The sequence below is a fragment of the Flavobacterium flavipigmentatum genome (genome assembly GCF_020911905.1).
In the GTDB taxonomy this organism is placed as follows: Bacteria; Bacteroidota; Bacteroidia; order Flavobacteriales; family Flavobacteriaceae; genus Flavobacterium; species Flavobacterium flavipigmentatum.
Map to the genome: position 1 here is coordinate 358,163 of NZ_CP087133.1, position 21,053 is coordinate 379,215.

The 21,053-nt window shown below is 30.9% G+C and carries 18 protein-coding genes; 2 read left to right on the top strand and 16 right to left on the bottom strand.

The window, feature by feature from the left end; genetic code table 11:
• Window positions 1-8 precede the first annotated feature (8 nt).
• A complete protein-coding gene (locus LNP22_RS01760; protein ID WP_229975032.1) occupies window positions 9-740 on the bottom strand; it encodes a CDP-alcohol phosphatidyltransferase family protein in 732 nt (243 codons plus the stop codon).
• A gap of 189 nt (window positions 741-929) precedes the next feature.
• On the opposite strand from LNP22_RS01760, the gene LNP22_RS01765 reads away from it, so the two are divergent.
• On the top strand, window positions 930-2,000 hold the full coding sequence (locus LNP22_RS01765; RefSeq protein WP_229975033.1) for a putative type IX sorting system protein PorV2: 1,071 nt from the start codon (window positions 930-932) through the stop codon (window positions 1,998-2,000).
• A 34-nt stretch (window positions 2,001-2,034) separates the two neighbouring features.
• The gene (locus LNP22_RS01770) at window positions 2,035-3,174 is read left to right on the top strand and encodes a lipoprotein N-acyltransferase Lnb domain-containing protein (protein WP_229975034.1); all 1,140 of its coding nucleotides are present in this window, start codon (window positions 2,035-2,037) and stop codon (window positions 3,172-3,174) included.
• Between the two features lie 3 nt (window positions 3,175-3,177).
• On the opposite strand, the gene LNP22_RS01775 is transcribed toward LNP22_RS01770, so the two are convergent.
• The 15 genes from LNP22_RS01775 to LNP22_RS01845 form a co-directional block, all read right to left on the bottom strand.
• Window positions 3,178-4,566 (bottom strand): exopolysaccharide biosynthesis polyprenyl glycosylphosphotransferase, encoded by a 1,389-nt coding sequence (locus LNP22_RS01775; RefSeq protein WP_229975035.1) that lies wholly within the window; start codon window positions 4,564-4,566, stop codon window positions 3,178-3,180.
• Between the two features lie 57 nt (window positions 4,567-4,623).
• The gene (locus LNP22_RS01780) at window positions 4,624-5,973 is read right to left on the bottom strand and encodes an O-antigen ligase family protein (RefSeq protein ID WP_229975036.1); all 1,350 of its coding nucleotides are present in this window, start codon (window positions 5,971-5,973) and stop codon (window positions 4,624-4,626) included.
• A gap of 17 nt (window positions 5,974-5,990) precedes the next feature.
• On the bottom strand, window positions 5,991-7,076 hold the full coding sequence (locus tag LNP22_RS01785) for a glycosyltransferase family 4 protein (RefSeq protein ID WP_229975037.1): 1,086 nt from the start codon (window positions 7,074-7,076) through the stop codon (window positions 5,991-5,993).
• The gene (locus LNP22_RS01790; RefSeq protein ID WP_319616425.1) at window positions 7,073-8,149 is read right to left on the bottom strand and encodes a glycosyltransferase; all 1,077 of its coding nucleotides are present in this window, start codon (window positions 8,147-8,149) and stop codon (window positions 7,073-7,075) included. Before LNP22_RS01790 ends, LNP22_RS01785 begins: the two co-directional genes overlap by 4 nt.
• A 73-nt stretch (window positions 8,150-8,222) precedes the next feature.
• Window positions 8,223-9,215, bottom strand: a complete 993-nt coding sequence (locus LNP22_RS01795) for a glycosyltransferase family 2 protein (protein ID WP_229975038.1) — start codon at window positions 9,213-9,215, stop codon at window positions 8,223-8,225.
• A 3-nt stretch (window positions 9,216-9,218) separates the two neighbouring features.
• Window positions 9,219-10,760 carry a glycosyltransferase family 2 protein gene (locus tag LNP22_RS01800; protein ID WP_229975039.1) on the bottom strand — a complete coding sequence of 514 codons (1,542 nt, stop codon included), beginning with the start codon at window positions 10,758-10,760 and terminating at the stop codon, window positions 9,219-9,221.
• A gap of 5 nt (window positions 10,761-10,765) precedes the next feature.
• Window positions 10,766-11,917, bottom strand: a complete 1,152-nt coding sequence (locus tag LNP22_RS01805) for a glycosyltransferase family 4 protein (RefSeq protein ID WP_229975040.1) — start codon at window positions 11,915-11,917, stop codon at window positions 10,766-10,768.
• Window positions 11,918-12,799 (bottom strand): hypothetical protein, encoded by an 882-nt coding sequence (locus LNP22_RS01810; protein WP_229975041.1) that lies wholly within the window; start codon window positions 12,797-12,799, stop codon window positions 11,918-11,920.
• A complete protein-coding gene (locus LNP22_RS01815) occupies window positions 12,799-14,232 on the bottom strand; it encodes an MBOAT family O-acyltransferase (protein WP_229975042.1) in 1,434 nt (477 codons plus the stop codon). Before LNP22_RS01815 ends, LNP22_RS01810 begins: the two co-directional genes overlap by 1 nt.
• Window positions 14,233-14,300: 68 nt before the next feature.
• Window positions 14,301-15,368 carry a glycosyltransferase family 4 protein gene (locus LNP22_RS01820; protein ID WP_229975043.1) on the bottom strand — a complete coding sequence of 356 codons (1,068 nt, stop codon included), beginning with the start codon at window positions 15,366-15,368 and terminating at the stop codon, window positions 14,301-14,303.
• A complete protein-coding gene (locus LNP22_RS01825; protein ID WP_229975044.1) occupies window positions 15,365-16,444 on the bottom strand; it encodes an acyltransferase family protein in 1,080 nt (359 codons plus the stop codon). The genes LNP22_RS01820 and LNP22_RS01825 overlap by 4 nt, the downstream gene beginning before the upstream one ends.
• Window positions 16,441-17,832, bottom strand: coding sequence for a CDP-glycerol glycerophosphotransferase family protein (locus LNP22_RS01830; protein ID WP_229975045.1), 1,392 nt, complete (start codon window positions 17,830-17,832; stop codon window positions 16,441-16,443). Before LNP22_RS01830 ends, LNP22_RS01825 begins: the two co-directional genes overlap by 4 nt.
• Window positions 17,829-18,734, bottom strand: coding sequence for an alpha-1,2-fucosyltransferase (locus LNP22_RS01835; RefSeq protein WP_229975046.1), 906 nt, complete (start codon window positions 18,732-18,734; stop codon window positions 17,829-17,831). The genes LNP22_RS01830 and LNP22_RS01835 overlap by 4 nt, the downstream gene beginning before the upstream one ends.
• 20 nt (window positions 18,735-18,754) lie before the next feature.
• Window positions 18,755-19,876: a UDP-N-acetylglucosamine 2-epimerase gene (gene neuC, locus LNP22_RS01840; RefSeq protein WP_229975047.1), complete on the bottom strand. Its 1,122-nt coding sequence runs from the start codon at window positions 19,874-19,876 to the stop codon at window positions 18,755-18,757.
• Window positions 19,877-19,929: 53 nt separating this feature from the next.
• Window positions 19,930-21,039, bottom strand: a complete 1,110-nt coding sequence (locus LNP22_RS01845) for an acyltransferase family protein (RefSeq protein ID WP_229975048.1) — start codon at window positions 21,037-21,039, stop codon at window positions 19,930-19,932.
• Window positions 21,040-21,053: the final 14 nt, after the last annotated feature.

The window sequence follows — 21,053 nt, forward strand, 5'->3', positions numbered from 1 at the left end:
CCAAAAAACTACTTTTTAGAAAAGATATTGTTTGTAATCGACAATAACACATAAAAAATAATAATCAAAGGAATTGCGATGTAACGAAGTAAAACGAGCAATACGCCAGAAATCAATAAAAATAGTATTTGAAGTGCATTGTCTTTCAAATTGAATTTCTTGATTTTTAATGAAAACAATGGAATTTCAGCATTCATAACATAAGCACTACATAATGTAATAAGTAGTAAAACCCATTCATTTGTTAAAACTTCAAGAATGATGATAGAATTTGAAAATTCTACAACCAATGGAAGGCTTAAAATAAACAATGCATTGGCAGGAGTTGGCAAACCAATAAATGAATCTGTCTGACGAGTGTCAATATTAAAATTGGCTAATCTGTAACACGCACCTAAAGTGATAATAAATCCTAAAAAAGGAATGATAGCCTGATTTCCTAATTGATGACCGCTTCTTTCGAACATACTATACATTACATAACCTGGAACAACGCCGCTCGTCACCATATCTGCCAAAGAATCTAATTGCAATCCAAGTGGACTTGAGACTTTGAATAATCTCGCAAAAAAACCATCAAAAAAATCAAAAAATATCCCCAAACACACCATGTAAAAAGCCATAAGAAAGTAAAAAGAATCTTGCCAACAATTAGCTTGCGATACAAAAACAACTGCGATACAACCACAAAAAAGATTGATTAACGTAATTAAATTCGGAATGTGTTTTTTGATATTCATGTTTTATAAATTTGATAGTCTTGAGGAACAAATTTAGCATAATATGTTAATGTTGCACGTGTTTTTAAAATAGATTTTTATTAAATCATACCCATCAGCAATATTTACTAAAAGGAGTAAATAAGCTCAGTAAATTATTATATTTTTGATAAAAATTTAAACAAGCCTCTGTTTTCAAAAAAATAAACGTTGAAAAAATTTTTAGTCTTATTATTACTTAGCTATTGTACCGCCCAATATAGCCAAACAACTCGTAAATATTCGAATGAATTTATGAATATTGGTGTTGATGCCGCAGCCTTAGGGATGTCGAATGCCGTTGTTGCTTCGACCAGCGATGTTAATTCGGGCTACTGGAATCCAGCAGGTTTATTGCATCTCGAAGATCATCAAATATCATTGATGCACGCAAATTATTTTGCCAACATTGCGCAGTACGACTACATTGGTTATGCAATCCCTATTGATGACAGAAGTGCTTGGGGAATTTCGATGATTCGTTTTGGAGTTGACGACATCTTAGACACTACAGAATTAATTGACAACCAAGGCAATATAGATTACAACCGAATTAGCTTATTTTCAACTGCCGATTATGGTTTTACCTTTTCGTATGCGAGAAAATTGCCTGTAGAGGGTTTTCAATACGGGGTAAATGCTAAAATCATTCGAAGAATCATTGGTAAATTTGCCAATTCCTGGGGTTTTGGTTTTGATTTTGGAATACAATTCGAAAAAAATGATTGGCAGTTTGGCCTAATGCTTCGCGACATTACCACGACATATAATATTTGGAATATTGACGAAAAAGAATACAAGAAAATCTCTGATGCTATTCCGGGAGAAAATCAGGAATTGCCAGAAAGTACCGAAATTACTTTGCCCAAAGCACAATTAGGAGTCGCCAAAAAAATTGACTTCCATAATGATTACAGCCTTTTGGTGGCAACCAATCTAAATATGCGTTTTGAACAAACCAATGATGTTATTTCATCTCAAATAGTAAGTATTGATCCGGCAGTGGGCTTTGAATTTGGTTATACAGATCTCGTTTTTTTAAGAGCCGGAGCTGGAAATTTTCAGAATGTAACGCAATTAGACAGCACCGAAAAACTTAGTTTTCAGCCCAATATTGGTCTTGGTTTTAAATATAAAGGCATACAAATTGATTACGCTTTGACCGATTTAGGCAATCAAAGTACCGCTTTGTATTCGAATATTTTTTCCTTGAAAGTAGATTTAGGTATCTTTAGAAAATAATTTAAAAACCACAAACTTCTTAACATTTTAAATCATGAAAAAAGTCTTCCTTCAAAAAACACTTTTTAGCATACTATTAGTACTAAGTTGTTGCGTTGGTTTTGGCCAAGACATACCTGTTTCTAAAGATTTAAAAGTAAGCATTTTAACATGCGGACTGGGTAACGAGACCTATTCTTATTTTGGTCATACCGCTATTCGGGTTACCGATACAACAAACCATATCGATATCGTTTATAATTATGGTGCCTTTGATTTTAGAACGCCAAATTTTATAGCCAAATTTGCAAAAGGAGATTTACAATATTTTGTTACGGCGCATGCCTACGTAGATTTTATTAACGATTATAATAATGAAAAAAGAAGCGTTTACGAGCAAGAATTACTAATTCCTATTAATCTGAAACAAGAATTATTTTCTAATCTTAATCGCACTTTACTTTCAGAAGATCGTTATTATACTTATAAATTTATCGACAAAAATTGTACTTCAATGGTGGTCGACATCATCAATAAAACTTTAAAAAGCAATGCAATTGTAAAAAAAGGAGACACTACTATTACTTATAGAAGTATTTTATTTCCTTATTTTGATGGACATTTTTATGAAAAACTAGGAACAAGTATTATTTTCGGAACTAAAGTAGACCAACCGGGAACTAAAATATTTTTGCCTTTTGAATTAAAAAATAGCTTAGAGCAAATCAATTTTCAAAATCATCCGTTAACCAGTAAAAGCAAGACAATTTTAAATTTCGAAAAAGAAACACCTTTTTCATGGTGGAATAACCTTTATACTTATCTTTTTATCCTTGCCTTTGTAGCGGTAGCAAAAAACAAAATTGTCGACAAAAGCTATCTTTTTGTTTTATCTCTAATGGGGATCTTTTTTATAATCGTTGGATTTTACTCACTTCATCAGGAGTTGGCAATGAATTATAATGTGCTTTTATTTAGTCCTTTTTTACTGATTTTAATTTTGCTATCTCTCATTAAAAACAAAAAATGGACCTATCGATTTGCAGTTTTGCACTTATTATTTTTGGTCGTTTATTTCTTGTTTATGATCAACAAAGCACATCTTTTGATAGTACTCCCTATGATTATTACCAGCGGGATCGTTTTGGTTAGAGTAGCTCTTCGGAACAAAAAACCAATTCCGATTATTATTTAGAGATTATTGTCCGCGATAAAAAAGTATGGTTGTAAATGTTTTTAAAGTAATGCTCAGATCGAGAAAAATACTTCTGTGTTTGATATAATACAAATCGTATTGCAACTTTATCAAACTCTCTTCTATAGATTCTCCATAAGAATAATTTACCTGCGCCCAGCCTGTAAGACCGGGTTTGATAACATGTCTCGTCTCATAAAAAGGCATAATTTCGGCAATTTCTTTTACAAAAAATGGACGCTCTGGTCTGGGGCCAATAACAGCCATATCTCCTTTTAGAATGTTGATGAATTGCGGAAATTCGTCAAGTCGGGTTTTGCGCAAAAACTTTCCAAAAGGAGTAATTCTTTTATCATTTGAAGTTGCAAAAACAACTCCGTTTTGCTCAGAGTTTGCTATCATTGTCCGGAATTTATAAATCTCGAAAACTACTCCGTCTTTGCCAACACGCTCTTGCGTATAGAACAAAGGCCCTTTGTTTCCTATTAAATTTCCAACAAAAATAATAGGAATAAAAACCAAACAGAGCGACATACCAATCAAAGAAAAAATGTATCCGATAAGAAGCACTAATAATAAATATAATTTATTATGATTATTTCGGCTAAAAGGGAAAAAGCGATAAAAATCTCGTGCTATGTATTGCACGGGAATGCGTTGGGTTTTGCTTTCGTACACTTGCGTGTACTCGCGTATTACACTTCCAGATTCTAAAAGATGTAATAATTGCTGGTATAAATCTGGAGTAATTCCGTCCGTTTTTTGTGAGGCTATAATAATTTCTGAAACATTATTCTTTTTCACAAAAACCTTTAAATCTGTTTTATTGACTTCTTTTATGTAATGATTTTTTTTATCTACGGAAGAATCTGAATTCACAAATCCTATTATTTTATAATGCGGATCAACACTTTCCAGACCTAACACCAACTCTTCTACCTGATTTTGATCACAAATTAAAACTACGTTTTGTAAAAACCGATAGGAAGCTAAAAAATAGACATAAATACTTCTCCAAATTAATAACGCAAAAAGCACCGTAAGATAAAATGTCAGGATGGCAATCCTGTGTTTTGGAAGTTCTGGAGACAAAACCGGTGTAAGTAAATAGACAATAACTGTTGATGTGGTGGTAAAAATAGTGCTTTTGAGAATCTGAAATTGATTGCTTGCTACTTGCAGATTGTACATTTCAAAAATGGTCCCGAACAGGAATAAATAAAGCACTAAAACAGCTTCCCAGTAATAATTTTCTAAAGAAAATTTGAAATAATGAAACTCTACTATTAAACTCAATAAATGCAAACTGCCCAGAACAAAAAAAGCATCAAAAATATGAAGTAATACTTTTCTTTCTGAAATTTCGAAATGCATTTTATTGTTTGTAAACATCTTTTTTAAATTTATTCCGAGTCACTAATTAAGGCAAATGTATTATAAAAATAGAAATTAGTTTAGCGAATTTTCAGCTTTTTTCGGAACTCTAATTTCTACCCAAAGAAGTGTTAGAGCATAAATAAACGCTGGTGCTGCGGTACGCATTGAAGCATGATTTATTGTCAATAACCAAAAAAAATAAAACGACAAAAAATACAAATGTTGTCGATTATTGATATAAACAGCAAAAGGTATTATAAAAAGCAATAAAAGTCCTAAGATACCAAATATTCCATGCTCACTTAACATCCTTGATATCTCGTTATGTGAGGCAACTTCTCCACCAAATGTTTCTTTCCTAAATTGCTTTCCCATACCTGCTCCAATACCCATGACAGGGTTATCAATAAAAAGTTTGAACTCGTCCTGCATGATTAATTCGCGACCTCCCAGACGATCTTTCTTCGTTCTACCTCTCGAATCTTCATTGGCGTATCGTTTATTAATTAATCCCGAAGTCTGCACCGAACTATATACCCAAATACCAAGACCCATTATAAATGTCAAGAGAATTACAAAACCCAACTTCCCTTTACTTTTTGACGAAGAAAACAAATACAAGATTGCTAAAAGAGCGCAAATCATCACCACTCCGGTAATAATACCGCCTCTGGAGAAAGTCACAATTCCTCTGTAACTCACCAAAACAAATAATATAATATTTAAGAAAATTTCTTTTTTAGTTTTTGAAAACAGCACTAATTGTGTAAAAAAAACAAAAATCCCTAAACCTAAAATAGTAGAGACCTGATTAGGACCAAACCCCCCAGAAGTTTCAAAGTTAGACTGCGTACCCGTCACAACACCCTGAACACTTGGATTGTATAAAAACAAATAAATAGTTGTAGTGATTACGGGAAGTCCAATCGCTACCAGAATATTTTGTAAATCAGAAAATCCAATCCTCCTATTATACATATATATGGAGGAAATCCCCAAACAAACTGCTCCCGACAAATTAAAAACTAACGCTTTCTTAATATCTGTACTAAAATCGGCCGTTATTGTAGTTATTAAAATTCCTGGCACCAAAAGAAGTATAAAGACGGCATAAATCATCCCATTGACAGAGAAGTTGCTGTACATCATGCCGATTAGCATAAAAATAATCACAGCGACCTTTATATACTCATTGTTAAAATTTCCACCTGTCATGCGGAGAAAAACTTCAACTCCTACCAGATAACCAGCAATCAGAAGAACTTCGTTATTTCTGTTTTTGGTTTTAAAAACAATAAAAAAGCCAATAATAGGTATTAAAAGAGCGTAGATTTTAGACAAAAAAGGTATTGCAAAAACTGTCAAAGCAATTGCGGCATGAATTATAAGTAGATAGCCATAAGATAATGGAGTGTTTTTCATTTATTTTTTTAAATATTTTATCTAAAATTACTCAAAGAATTCAGCCAATATAGGTATTCTTTAATAATAGATTGCTCACTAAAACTTAATTCGATTTTTCTAAACAAAGCTTTTCCCATTTTATTTCTATACTCTTCATTTTCTATGAATTTAATAATCGAATTTGAAAATTGTTCCAAATTATCTGATTCAACCACCAAACCTTCTTTTCCAGAATTGATTACACTCGATACTTCCCCAACATTTGTTGCAACCACAGGCATTTTACACCTACCATATTCTAAAATAGCCAAAGGAAGTCCCTCTGATAATGAAGGTAAAACTGCAATATTGCATTGTTTTAATGCCGAAACAACATGCTCTGTTGTTCCGTAAAAAAAGACATTATTATTTAATCTTAAATTTAGAATTAGATTCATAATCTCTTTAGAATAATCATCTTCAAAATCTTTTCCAAACAAGTGAAAAGTCCAGTCGGGATATTTTTTACAGATTATATTAGCGGCGCTAATTAATAATTTATGATTTTTTTGCTCCCGAAGATTTGCTACACATATAATTCTTTTATGATCAACACCTTGTAAAGGTAACTCTTCGTCTGAGGAAAAAGAACTAATTATAAAATTAGAAAAATAAACGATATTTGATGACCAGAGATAAGATTCTGCCCATTTTTTTAGTGCTAGATTAACTGCAATACTTCCTGCAAAAAATAGTGAACCAATTTTTAAACTTATATTTTTTCTTGCGTTCAAATCCTGTGAAATACCATAATGATCATGCCAAATGATTTTTACTTTTGGAAAAGTTAGTTTTACCAAAACAGCAATAAAAAAAGAAGAACTATGAGCATGAATAAAACCGATTTTGTTGTCTTTTATAAATTTCCTAAGCCTAAAAACTGCTCCAAAGTCAATACTTTTTGTTTTTTGAAGAAATAAATACGAAACCTTTGCATCTAATTGTTTTTTTAAGATTCCTTCTTTTCGGGTAACCACTAATCCCGAAAATGCAATTCTACCGACCAAAGCATTGGCATAATTTACTGCCATTCGTTCTGCTCCTCCTGCTTCTAGTGAGTCTATGATTTGTACTATTCTCATCTTTTTTCTAAAAGCTTTTTGATTTCAGTTTCAAAAACATCTGTAGTATATATTTGCGACCAATCTTTTGCTAGTTCGCTCAGGATCATAAAAATTTTCTCATCTTCAACTATTTTTTCTAGTTGAAGAACATCTTTATCCAGATTCATCTCTAATAAAATGCCGCGATTACCAAAATCAAGCATGTATGGTACACAAGAAACCTTGGTTGCAACAGGAACACAACCCCAAAACATTCCCTCTGCAATGGCCTTGGGCCAACCTTCGCTTTTTGACGGCAATAAGACAAAATGGCTTTTTTGATAGGCCTTTTTAACAATTTCCTGGTTTTGATTACCGTGCAAAAAAATAGTATTTTCTAATTGATGTGTTTTAATATATCCTTCCAGAACTGTACTTTCAGTACCATTTCCGTACACATTTAAAACAACATTTTTTCCTTTATTTTTTAACTTCTCAATTAATTGAATTGCATACATAGGGTTTTTACCGGATACCAAACTTCCAACAAAAACAAACTGTATTTTAGTTTTAAAATTTTCTTTTATTACGACTTTTTTTTCATTCTCTGAATAAGTGGCTGTAAAAAATGGTTTTATATTACTTGTTTGATTTTCCCATTCTCCGTAAACCAAAACCTGCATATTTCGAGTCAAAAAAGTATTGCTCAAAATATACTTTTGCAATTTGTATGTCCAAGGTTGTTTGCTCCCTGGATCCCAATTTCCGGCATATTTAGCCGTTTTTATTTTATGAGGAAAAAACATTTGTACCACGCAACCAATCAATCCAATATTTCCGGGGCATCGCAAATGAATGTGATTTGCATTTTTCATAGCCTTAAAAATCTGCCAAAAAATAATTGGCAATTTGAATACCGAAAAAAAAATGTTTTTTAGACTCGTTACATTAAAATCGGGAACCTTTCTAAAATCGATGATATGGTGCTGATAAAAATGATCGATTACTGAAGGATTATTATGTTTTAAGGGTGCAACAACAATTAGTTCATCAACATATTTTAACCAAATATTCATTTCGCGCGTATAAGGTGCATAGCCAAAAAATTTCATTTCATTTTGAATATGATTTACATGAGTGATTATTGCAAATTTAATAATTGAAGAACTCATTCGTTAATTTCCTTTATATTGGTTTATTAAAAATCAGACTCCACCACCCTATTATTCTGCCCAAAGACTCTGTAAATGCAGCTTTTTTATTTTTATCTGTAATGACATTTGTCAACCTTATAATTATGAGTAAAATTGTAATCGCATTCCATTTTAAGCGGTCTTTTAGAATTGGTCTTGGATTTTTAACTCTCCATACATACCAACCATTTCTTACTACCATTTTACCATACTTATATTGGTTAGGCCTTCCTGACTCTGCATGAAAATGACTTAATTTTGCATCTGTATTTACATATAATTTCCCCGTTTTTGATACTCTTAGCGAAAAATCTGCATCTTCATACAAACCGTAACCTTCAAAATAAGTAGAAAATGAAAATGTTTCAAAAATTACTTTCCTAAAAGACGAAACACCACCCATTAATTGTTCCACTTCATATATTTTATTGCTGGGAGGTAAAAAACCTATACTCCTTCCATGAGAAAAATTAGGAGAAAAACCTGGTGGACAATCAGTATCTAAACCAATTTTCTTTCGCAACACAAAACGACTTCCATCTTTACGCTTCCATTCGTCAAAACAAAATTCGTTACTTTTAGAAATATAATTCCTTACTACTTTATCCCACTTTACTTCATTTGTAATGTAACCGCCAACTCCGAGAGCTTCTGGATTTTTTTTATATGTACCTAGTAAAATTTCAAAATAATCAGTTTCTAAAACTGTATCATCATCCAAAAAACAAACGATTTCAATTACTGAATTTACTTTCGAAATTCCGAAATTTCGCTGTTTTGTTAGTCCTCGATTTTCTTTCGCAACTAAAAAATAGTGTAAATTTTCAAAATTATTTTGCGCTATTACTTCTTTAGTTTCATCGTTGATCGAACCATCAATAATGAGTATCTCATCAGGATACAAGGACTGTTTGTGAACCGATTGCAGTAATTTCAGCAACGGTTCAGGACGCATATAGGTACAAATAATTAAAGAAAATTTCATGCTCTATTTGTGTCTAATTCCTAACTGGTTTAATTTTCGAGCATAAAATAAAGATCGTTTAAACTGTAAATTTTTATACGGCAAACGCAGAAAACGATATAAAAGCCCTGTTTTAGAACCTTTGAAAAGGTACAGGAAAAAATGTTTGTATTTGTACTCCCTGACTTGTTGCGGTGTAAAGTGTTTTACAATTCCGTACATAATTGTTGGACTCGGAACTGGCTTTATTCTTTTTACAGGAACATCAAGCTCCCAAGGTTGGGCTTTTCTCTTTTTACCTAAAATTTTAGCCTGAGTCCCCCAAAAACGATATCCTCCCGTTGCTGGCTTTAAGTGTAAATTGACCGAAAATGGATTTGAAATCAGTGCTACTCCTAATTTTGCCAAAGACAAACCAAAATCTGTATCTTCGCCATAACCTCCATCAAAATTGACATCATTTCCTATCAATTTTCGAACATACTCTGCTTTGACACAAGTATTGGCGTTATTAAAAGTATGTGATATTCCTACTTTCCATCTTTTATCACCTAACTGTGTCAGTTTATTTTCCAGATCTGTCAAGTCTTGTTCCTGATTATCCGCCCTAACATCTAAACCGTCTGATGCATGCGCCTTGTACGTTTGCAGTATTCTAATATGATTTTCGATAAAATTTGGCTGAATCCTTATATCATCATCTCCAAAAACAATATAGTCGCCCTTACATAATTCTATGGCTTCGTTCCTTGCCCTGCAGCTCCCTTTTGTTTCCTGCCATTTTATAATTAACTCAAAAGGATATTTTTTTTCATCATACAAACTTTCATTTCTTTGATTTTCTGGAGTTGCATCTATGACCACTACCTGAGAAACAGGATACGTTTGGTGTGCTAAATCGTTTATAAGCTGTAAAGCAAACTGTTGACGCATCATTGTTGGAATGATGTAACTAACCTTTGGATTGCCTTCAATAACATTCAATGGGCGAGGTTTTACAAGAGGTCTTTTTTCAATTCTTTGTTTAAAATTTTTTCTGGCATAAAAAAAAGCACTCCATTCTTTCCATTTCCAAAAACCCTCTCGATACAACATAAATATTGAGTGATCAATCTTGAAGTTTTTTCGAAAAAAGACATATCGATCATTTATTGAAATATTGATTTCTGCTATTTCTTTCTCTTTAAAAAGACCTTTTATATAGAGCGGAATTGCAGCTGAAATCCTCAAAGCATTATAGCCGAAATCGAGTGCTTGCATTTGCAGATTTCCGTACTCAGAATCAAAACCTCCCAAAGTTTCCCAAACAGACTTACGTATTGCAAATTGATGTGGGTTTATTCTCCAACTCACGCATTCGTCAAGATGATCAAAATCATTAATGTACCAGAAAAAAACTGCCGTTTGATAGACCAATTCTGGAAAAGCATTTTTGTAACCTTGCTCAAACGAACTGTGCCAAATATCTCCCGCACCAGAGGTTAAAATTTCTAATTGATCTAGATCTGGCGTTCCGTTGTATAAAATAATTTCTCCAGTTTTTGTTATAAATTTTTTTAGTTTCATTTGCCTTATACTGGATTAATAATTCTTTTATAAAATTCGATATTCTGCTTTGCGATTATTGTTATATCAAAAGAAATTTCGGTTTTCTCTCTTGCTGCTTTACCAATACTCAGAGCGAAATCTTCATCTCTTAAAACATTTTTTATTTTTTCTGCAAATAAATCGTGATTCTCAGGATGAACCAAGAAACCATTTACACCGTCCTCTATTAATTCATTTGCCCATCCAATGTTACTGTTTACCACTGCCTTTTGCATGGCCATAGACTCTATGGTCACCATACCTAATGTTTCTGCAAAAGTAGGAAACACACAAACATTTGCTTTTTTTATAAAATTTTGTACTTCTGAATACGGAATTTTGCCTATATAATCCACATTTTCTAAATCTCTTTTATCAAATTGATTTTGCATCAGTTGCCAAGTTGAATCTGAGTTAGTTTTCACATCATAAGAGTCATTCCCTATCAGCACTAATTTTGCATTAGGAAACTCTCTTCGAACTCTATTAAAAATTTCAGGCAATTCTAAAACGCCTTTTTTTCTAATCAAAGTTCCAATATATAAGATGAGATTTTTTTCATATTTTTCAGGAAAATCATTCTGAAATTTGTGAAGTTCTAAACCATAATGAATAACTTTAATTTCTTTATTTTTCGCTTTAAAAAGTAAATTCGTCAGTTTTCCGGCAAATTCAGTCGGTGCAATAAAAGCTTTAGCCTTTTGTAAAGCTAATTTTTCGAACCAATAATTTTTAAGTTTTTGTTTTCGCTTTTCTAAGTGACAAAAATAAGTATCACTTCCGTGAAAACGAATCACCAAAGGGATCTTAAAATTCATAAAGGCAGTAATACCAGTCCAATCTGGCGCTTCAATTACAGAAATATTATCTCTTTTTATAATTGATTCACAATAATTCTGAATATATTTTCGATAGAAAAACCAACCCAAAATTGGATACTTTTTGTTTTTAATCAAATGAATCGTGATTCCGTTCTCCCTAATAATTTCCTGCGTTTTTTGCCCATAAACAAATACAGAAACTTTTGTTCCTTGCTTGATCAGAGCTGTAACAAGATTATTTATACTGGTACCAATCCCCGCTGCATACGCAACTTTACTGTGAGGAAATTCAGGAGTTAAAAAAGCTATATGCATTTATTTCTTAAAAAAGTCTTTTAATATTCTGGCTGTAAACATCCTAGCTCCTGTGTCATTCATGTGTCCGCAAGAGGAAAAATATTTATTTTCTACCACTACATTTTCGTAATTATGAATTTCCGGATAAACTTTTTTTACCTTTTCAAAATAATTCATACCGACAACATTTTCGCACATAGGAGTCATAACTGCTATCAAATTAATATTATTGGCTTTGCAAATATTCTTTATTTCTTGGTAATATTTATTATGAGGTAGTGGGTTAAGATTGACAATATTATTTTTCATATTACCATTTTTATGTTTTATCAAAGGATAATATCCTAAATTATCTAGAACATTTGTCTTTTTATGAACTGCAGCATAAAAGACTTCTCTAAAACCAATTTTACTATCATATTTGATATATCTATAAAATGGAATATAATAGAACTTATTAAAATTGGCATCTGATTTAAAATGTTCTTTAATAATTGCTGAATTATGAATATATGGCAAAAATTTAGCTGTAATACCTTCAGATTCCTTATCACTAGCCAGACTTAAATCAGCTTCAAGAATTATATTTTTAATAGTATACTTTCTTTCTATCATCAATTTCAAAAGCAATGATGTCTCAAACAAATGTCCGCCACTAATTCCATAATTAAACGTTTTCAAACCTCTGTCTTCAAACATTTGTGCAACAAAATGATTATGAGCGCGTGATGTTCCTAAAATTAAAACATCAAGTTTTTGCGCTTTAGAATTAAATACGGTTTCTATTTTTCCTCTATTCTTAGATTGCAAAAAAACAGCAGTATAAATACAATCTAAAATCATTGCAACCAAAAATATTACAATCAAAATTTTGGTCATGTAAACTAAAAAATTCTTCATTAGAACTGAAAATATATAAATTCTTTATAATCTGAAAAAGTCCCAAAAGCCATAATTGCTGCAATTGCCAACGCTAATTTCAGTGTCGTCCTTTTTCCTGAAATAGGCTCTATCTTATTGCGAATATTCCATTCAACCAAAGTAAATAAAGCAATCATAACAATAAGTTCGTAATTACTTCTATCGTTTGCTAAATATTCAATTTTAAATTCTCTATTAGAAATAATTTGTTTTAGATACAAAACTGCATCTGTTATGGTTTTTGCTCTAAAGAAAACCCATGCAATACAAGTTAAAGCAAAAGTAAATACAATACTTATGATGACCTTTACAGAACTAAAATCGAATTTTAACTGAATGTCATCCATATTATTCCGATTGCTATTACTTAAAAGCAAAGGGAAAAAGTACAGTGCATTTATGAAACCCCAGGCAATGTATGTCCAATTGGCGCCATGCCAAAATCCGCTGACTAAGAAAATGATGAATGTATTTCTAATTTTTATCCAGATTCCGCCTTTGCTTCCACCAAGCGGAATGTATAAATAATCGCGAAACCAAGACGAAAGCGAAATGTGCCAACGACGCCAGAATTCGGCAATATCTCTTGAAAAATAAGGATAATTAAAGTTTCGCAACAGGTCTAAACCAAATAATTTTGAAACCCCCAAAGCGATATCCGAATATCCTGAGAAATCTCCATAAATCTGAAAAGCAAAATAAATAGCCCCTAAAATAAGAGAAAAAGAATTCATTGAAGGATAATGATCAAAAATAGCATTGGCATACGTTGCGCAGGTATCTGCGATAACCACTTTTTTGACCAATCCCCAAATAATTTGGCATACACCCTCTTGGGCTTTTTCAAAATCGAATTCTCTTTTTACTTTTAACTGAGGTAATAAATGGGTGGCTCTCTCTATTGGTCCCGCCACTAATAGCGGAAAATAACTAACAAATAAAGAATAATCTATAAAATTGTATTCTGCTTTTATTCTTTTCAAATAAATATCGATAACATACGACAAACCATGAAAAGTGTAAAATGAAATTCCAACCGGGAGAATTACATCCAGCAAAAGCGGACTTACCTTTATACCCGCTGAATTTAGCAATTCTGAAAATGACGCCGCAAAAAAATTATAATATTTAAAGATTCCAAGAAACCCTAAATTGACTATAATACTCAGCCAAAACCAAAACTTCCTACTTTTTTCTGATTTTCCTTTTTCGATTTGAATTCCTGTGTAATAATCAAGAAAAGTAGAGAAAACGAGTAAAAATAAAAATCTCCAATCCCAACAAGAATAAAAATAATAGCTGGCAATAATCAATAATGCATTTTGTGTGCTTTTGTTTTTATTGAATACAAACCAATATAAGAGAAAAACGATTGGCAGAAAAACAGCAAATGCGAGGGAATTAAAAAACATAAAATTAAACTGGTTTTAAAAGGCAAAAATATACTTATAAATTTTAAAAACCTTAATTAATAATAAAATCATAATTCTTTAAAATGATTATTGACCATTAATTGTAAATTAAAATTTTGGCGAATATTTGCAAAAGTTTCATTATCAATTTTTTTCTCTCCTTGACAAATCTGTTGTAAAAGTTTCGCTAACTGTTTTGGTTGATGTGGCTCAATCAAATAGCCATTTTCATTGTGAATGACAACCTCAGCATTTCCTCCAACTGTAGTTGTGATTACTGGAACATTTGCACTAAGGCTTTCCAGAATTGACAAACTAAAACATTCCATATAGGTAGGTTGAATCATGTAGTCGTACTCGCAATAAATCTCATTTAAAACAGAAGAACTTCCGAAAAAAAGAATGTTTTTTTCTAAATGATACTTTTTTACCATCTCTTTCAACTTTATTTCATAGTCTCCTTCTCCGTAAAGATGAAAAACACTGTTAGCAATTATTGTTTCAGGCAAAAGAGAAACTGCCTCGATGAGATCTTGTATTCCCTTTACGTATCTCAAATTTGAAGTCAGAATAAATTTTTTAAAATCTCTTTCATTGTTTTCTCTCTTCAAAAACAATTCTTCTTTTACGCCATTATAAACTGTTTTTGTTTTTTTTCTTAAAAACGAACCATAATCTTTCAGAATATTTTTAGTAGTATAATCTGAAACTCCAATAAATGTATCGGTGTATTTAGAATACAAAATACCCTTTAATTTCTTTATTAGTTTTTTCTTAAAAGTAAACCCTTCAAGAGGTCTTGGATTATGATCAACACAAATAATTTTTGAAGGATAATACTTTTTTACATCCTTAAAAAAAGAACTACATAACTCAACAAAATGAGTAATGATAACATCGTATTTTGAATTATTTTTATTTATGTAATCAATAAAAAAAGTTTCTAATTGATAATTCTCAAAACTAATAATTGTCATTCCTTTATAATTTGTATTGTCAATTTCGTTCGGAAAAAACCAATCGACTTCTATATTATTTTCTTTGCATTTTTTATCAAATTCCCAGAAAAAATAATCCATTCCGCCAACTCTTTCAGGATGTAATTTGTAATTGCAAAGTATGGCTATTTTGGTCATATTTTCTTTTTTAATAAGGTTTTATTAAGATACTTAATAATCTTATATTCAATTGTATTAGTATAAAAAACACTAAAAAGAGTCATGAAAATTATAATTAAAACCGGAGCGATAAAACTATTGGAACGGAAAAAAGGAACTATTTTTAAAATCCATACTACCCCAATATTTTCATGAATTAGATATAAAAAATAAGAAGAAAAACCAATCGCAGCTAGAATCTTATTTTTAAAAATTGTCAAAATCCACGGACAGTATATAAAACAGAGAAATAAACCAAACATAATTGCAGTTGCAATCAATTCGGGAATCGACAAAGAAAGATTTGCACTTAAATAAGCAAACAAGAGAAAAAGTAAATATACATAATGGTTACTTTTTCTATACAACATGTAGAATAGAGCGCCAGAAAGAAAAAAAGATAAATGTTTGATAAGATTAAACAGATTTATTGCTTTTTCGAGAAACTTAATTTGACTTAAATTAAAAAAAAGTATGGTGTTATACAACAACATTAGCGCAATACAAACTATTATAAAATTTCTTTTGAAACTGATTTTATCTAAAAAATAAATTGTACTGGCTAAAAAATAAAATTGAATTTCTGGCCATAGACTCCAGTATGAAAAATTAATATAACTAAAGTAATTTCGGGTTCCGAATAGTAAATCGTAAACATTTGGAGGCAGGAAAGTGATGCTGGTAATCAAGTTATGAATTTGATTACTATCTTCAAACATTTTAGTTTTGTCGAATAGAGATAAAAAAACAAACGTTAGAACTGAGGCTATAAACATTGAAGGAAATAATCTTATAAACCTTTTTTTCCAGAAAACGATACGACTTTCAGTTCCTTCTAATGAGTAGCAAATTACAAACCCGCTAATCATAAAGAAAAAAGGAACACCTCTAAATCCGTAATGAAAAAACTCAGCTCCGTCATAAGGTGTTACTGGATTATTCCATCTGTAGAAATAATGATAAAATATAACGGAAAGAATTGCAAGAGCTCTAAAACCATCTAGAATGGCAATTCTGTTATTGAGATTTAAAGACTTTAAATTGGTTTCACTCATAGCTCTGACAAAACTTTAATAATTCTTTTACTGGTTCCCACTAATTCTTTGCCAACTTGCAAATCAATCATAGCTTTTCTGTACTTCATTCTTTCTGATGGATTATTAAGAGTTGTATTAATTTGATCAATTAATACTTTTGTATTCTTAGCAATCATTACTGCATTACTATCAACAACTTTTTTATAGTGATCGTAGTTTAAAAATCTTTGGTCGTTGTAAAGACCATTTTCTAAATTTCCAAATACAGCATTTATTACTGGTTTATCAAATAGCATAAAATCCAGACTCATAGTTGAGCACATGTTAATACTAAGATCGGAGTTTTCGAGTATTGATCTCAAGTCTGATATATCTTCCTGACTTGGTATTCTTTGGGACCAATTTTCACTATGATTTTCTCTGGTTAAAATCCATTTTGGTACATTCCATATTATCCCGGGAAATTCATCTCGAATAGATCGAAATCTACTATCATCTTCAGCTGGAGATGTTCTAACGAGAAGCTGCACCTGATGCTTTATTTCATTATTTCTAATACCCTCAGCTATTGCTTTGATTACTAGAGGATCATTTTGACCGATTGAAGCATCTGCACAACTATAACAAATTATTTTTTTAGCGTTATCTAAACCAAATTTAGCAAAAAAGCTTTCGCTTGTCGATTCGTATTTACTTAGAACATAAGGCTCAAATTGCGGTGTTCCCACAATCTTTACATTTTCATTTTTTACATTTGGATAGAAGTAGAACAACTCTTCTTTCATCAACTGGCTCCAAACCAAAAAATAATCAAAATTACCCAACATTCTCCCTTTAGATGCCAAATTGTCCCAACTAAAAATAAAAGTCCCAGCAGGAATTTTCAATTGGATTGCGGCATACAAAAACGGCGCCAAATAAGGAGGTCTTTGATGTGTAAAAAACAAATGAGATGGTGTATCTTTTTTAAGTAATTCAAGATATTCTTTTGTTACATTATTTTTAGAAAACGATAAAAACTGCATCTTTTCTGCAAATAAAATACTCGAATCTGAATTAATATATTTAGTAAAAAAATAAATAATTTTTATAAATATTGACCTAATAGAATTATTTTTAGGATAACCTGAAACGAGATTATCATTCATCCCATAAAAGATTTTATATTTTTGTAAATGGGCTAACTCTTTCCATTTTCTGAAAGCCCAAGTTACTTTCCCTTCATTAAAAACAGTAAGTTCCTTTATCTCAATTTTACAATTTTCTACATCTCGATAACAGCTTGCTGGTAGACCAGAATAAATAACAATTTTGTCAAATTGTTGAGAAGCTTCTATTATAAAATTACTCATAACAAAATTTCGAAATCCTACACCATCGGTTATTACTATCCCTAATTTTTTCATTTTAGCCCTCTAAATAATTGTTTTATTAGTACTTTAATTCGTTTTTTACTTTTATGATAAAAAAACCTAATATCAATTAAAAACTCATATAAAAAGCCTCTTATATAAAGAGTAAAATATTTTTTTTCTATTCCAAAACTAGAGTCATCAAAACTAAACCATCTATCTGGAAAATAATCTGAATCATTATTTCTCTCTGCGAATTCACCTTGGAAAATTTTAATTGGCCGAATAATTTTAGATTTTTCCTTTTCTCCTAGCCAAGCGATCCACCAAGAAAAAGTTGAATTACTAATAATAAAATCATCACATTTTGCTCCTAAAACTAATTGATTAATTGGTGTTAAATCTTCTAAGAAGAATACATTTTTTAAAAATGAAAAATGATATTTGCAATACGATATATCATCACTTGTAAACACTATATTTCTATCTCTCCAGTCAGGAAAATTTTCTATAATTGATTTAAAATAAAACAAATATGATAATTGATAATAATGAGGGTGTCTTACAAAATCGCCTCTTCTAACAGATACCAATATTGTTTTTTTTGAAAAAAGAAAACTGTATTTAGCATATAAATCCTGGCTAAAACTTTCAAACTGAAAAAGTTTTTTAGTTTTTTCAACATTAAAATACTTTTCAGACTGAAGCCATCCATCAATATCATAATTACCTTTTTTCAGGTTCCATTCATAATAGTTAAACTCTTTTTCATTTACTATTTCAAAAGATTCATCTTTATAAAAAGCAGGTGGCCAATTTTTAAAATATTTTGAATAATTCCAATCTGGAAAAAAATACTCATGTCCAAATTTTTCAGCAAAACCAATTGTAGATGCTATCTGAAAAAGTTGATTTCCAAGATTTCCTTTTTTCCCAAGTTTAGAGAATGTAATCATTTTATATTGCTGTTATAGAATTAATTCTCTCTAAATTGTTTTTGATGATTAAGCTCCCAAATCTCGGCTTTTTTAAGATATTGAAGAAATAATTCAGCACTATTTCCATGACCAAAATCATCGTTTACAGCTTGAATTTGATGTGAATCGATTATTGCTAAAGCTTCTTTAATCTTTTTTTGCGTATAATCGGCATGAATAATTTCGGCATGAACTGCTCTGTTTTGCTGGCGAGTCCCAATATTTATAATAGGGATTCCGTAATATGGAGCCTCGCGAATTCCGGCGCTGCTGTTGCCAATAATGAACTGACTATTTTTTAACAAAGTCAAAAAATATTCAAATCGCAACGATGGGAAAATTCTGAATCTTGAATTCTCTTTTAATCTTTGATATTCCTCAAGAATAAATTGACTTCCCAAATCATTATTTGGAAAAATAACTACATAGTTGTGATTGTCATCTAATAATGAATCTACAAAGGTTGCTGCATATTTTTGCATTTCCTTAATTTCGGTCGTAACAGGATGAAACATAACTATAGCATACTGCTCAAAATCAATTTTGTAATATTCTTTTGCTGTTCTTAAATCCGGCAATTGATCCGAAAACATAATATCAATATCGGGAGAACCAATCGTAAAAATGGAGTCTTTAATTTCTCCCATTTGCAGCAATCTTTTAGCTGCCTGCTCATTCGAAACAAAATGAACGTGGCTCAATTTGCTCACGCTGTGACGAATTAATTCATCAACTGTTCCTGAAACCTCACCGCCTTCGATATGAGCGACCAAAATATTATTTAACGATCCTACGATAGCTCCTGCAAGGGTTTCTACACGATCTCCATGCACCACAATCATATCAGGATTAATGGTTTTACAATAATTTGACAGACCTTCAATCGTTTTTGCAAGTGTCAAATCCATTGTGGTTTCGTGGGTATGATTCTCGAAAGTAAAAACATTCTTGAAACTACAGCGCTCAATTTCGATCAAAGTATAACCGTAAACTTCCTGCAAATGCATGCCTGTAACAAAAACAAAAACTTCAAAATTTTCTTGTTTCTCAAGTGTTTGAATTAATGATTTTATTTTTCCAAAATCGGCACGAGTACCTGTTAGGAATAGGATTTTTTTCATTTTTTTTAAAATTACAATCCTGAATCTATCAGAAAGGAATATAAGTGTAACAATTAATTTATTCGATTTGCAAAATATTTTTCTCTATAATTTAAAAAGAATTTTTCTATTTTAAATGTCATAAACAATCCGACTAAAACACTCATAATTGATGTTATAAAAAAAGATGTCATTGGACCTAATAAATTATTAAGAACAAAATTATTTATTAAATTGAAAAGAAAATTTATAAAACTATGAATAATATAAATACTATAAGATGAAAAACCAATTTTACTTATTATATCTACCAATTGCCGTGAAAAAACTCTGTTAAGTTTCTTATTTATGTCTTTATCTAATAAAAAATGAACAAGCAAAATAGCAAATGAAATATAAAGAAAAGAGAAACCAAATGTTCTTACAAAAAAAGATTCTTCGAAATCTATAAAAGGCGTAAATAAAATTAAACTAATTGACAAAAACATCAAAAGATATTTCTTTGAGTTAAAGAAAACACTTAGTTTTTCTCTTTTGAAATAATACAAATAAGAAACAAGAACTCCTGCCAAAAGTGAATCCATCCTCAAATGTGACATTGTGAAATTTTTATCTCCATTTACCTGAAAATAAACATTGCTGATCAATCTTAAAGCTAGACAAGCAATCATAATTACAAAAATTACGATTTCAAATTTGCTGATTTTTTCTGCTAAATCTTGTTTTAAATCAATCCACTTATATTTAATCACTGACCATAATAGCAGAGCAAAACCAAAATAAAAATGTTCCTCTACTGCCAAAGACCAACTAGGTACGTTAGCATATCCCCATCCATAAACATAATTCTGAACAAAGAAAAGATCAGACAAAAGTCCAGACCATTCAAATTGATGTTTTATTATTTTGGGTATGAGATATAAAAAATAAGTTAAGTAATAAATTGGATAAATTTTAAATGCTCTTCTTATTAAAAACAAACCCGGCTTAATATTGCCAAATTTCAAATATTCTTTAAATAACAAACCTGAAACCAGAAAACCACTCAAAACAAAAAATAAGTCAACACCTATCCATCCCATTTTTGATGTAAAGTCGAATAACTGCTGATGACGCATTAAAACGAGAATAATAGCGATTCCTCTTAAAAAATCAAGTTCTCTTAATCGGGTATTTTGTTTCAAAATTATAAATCTAG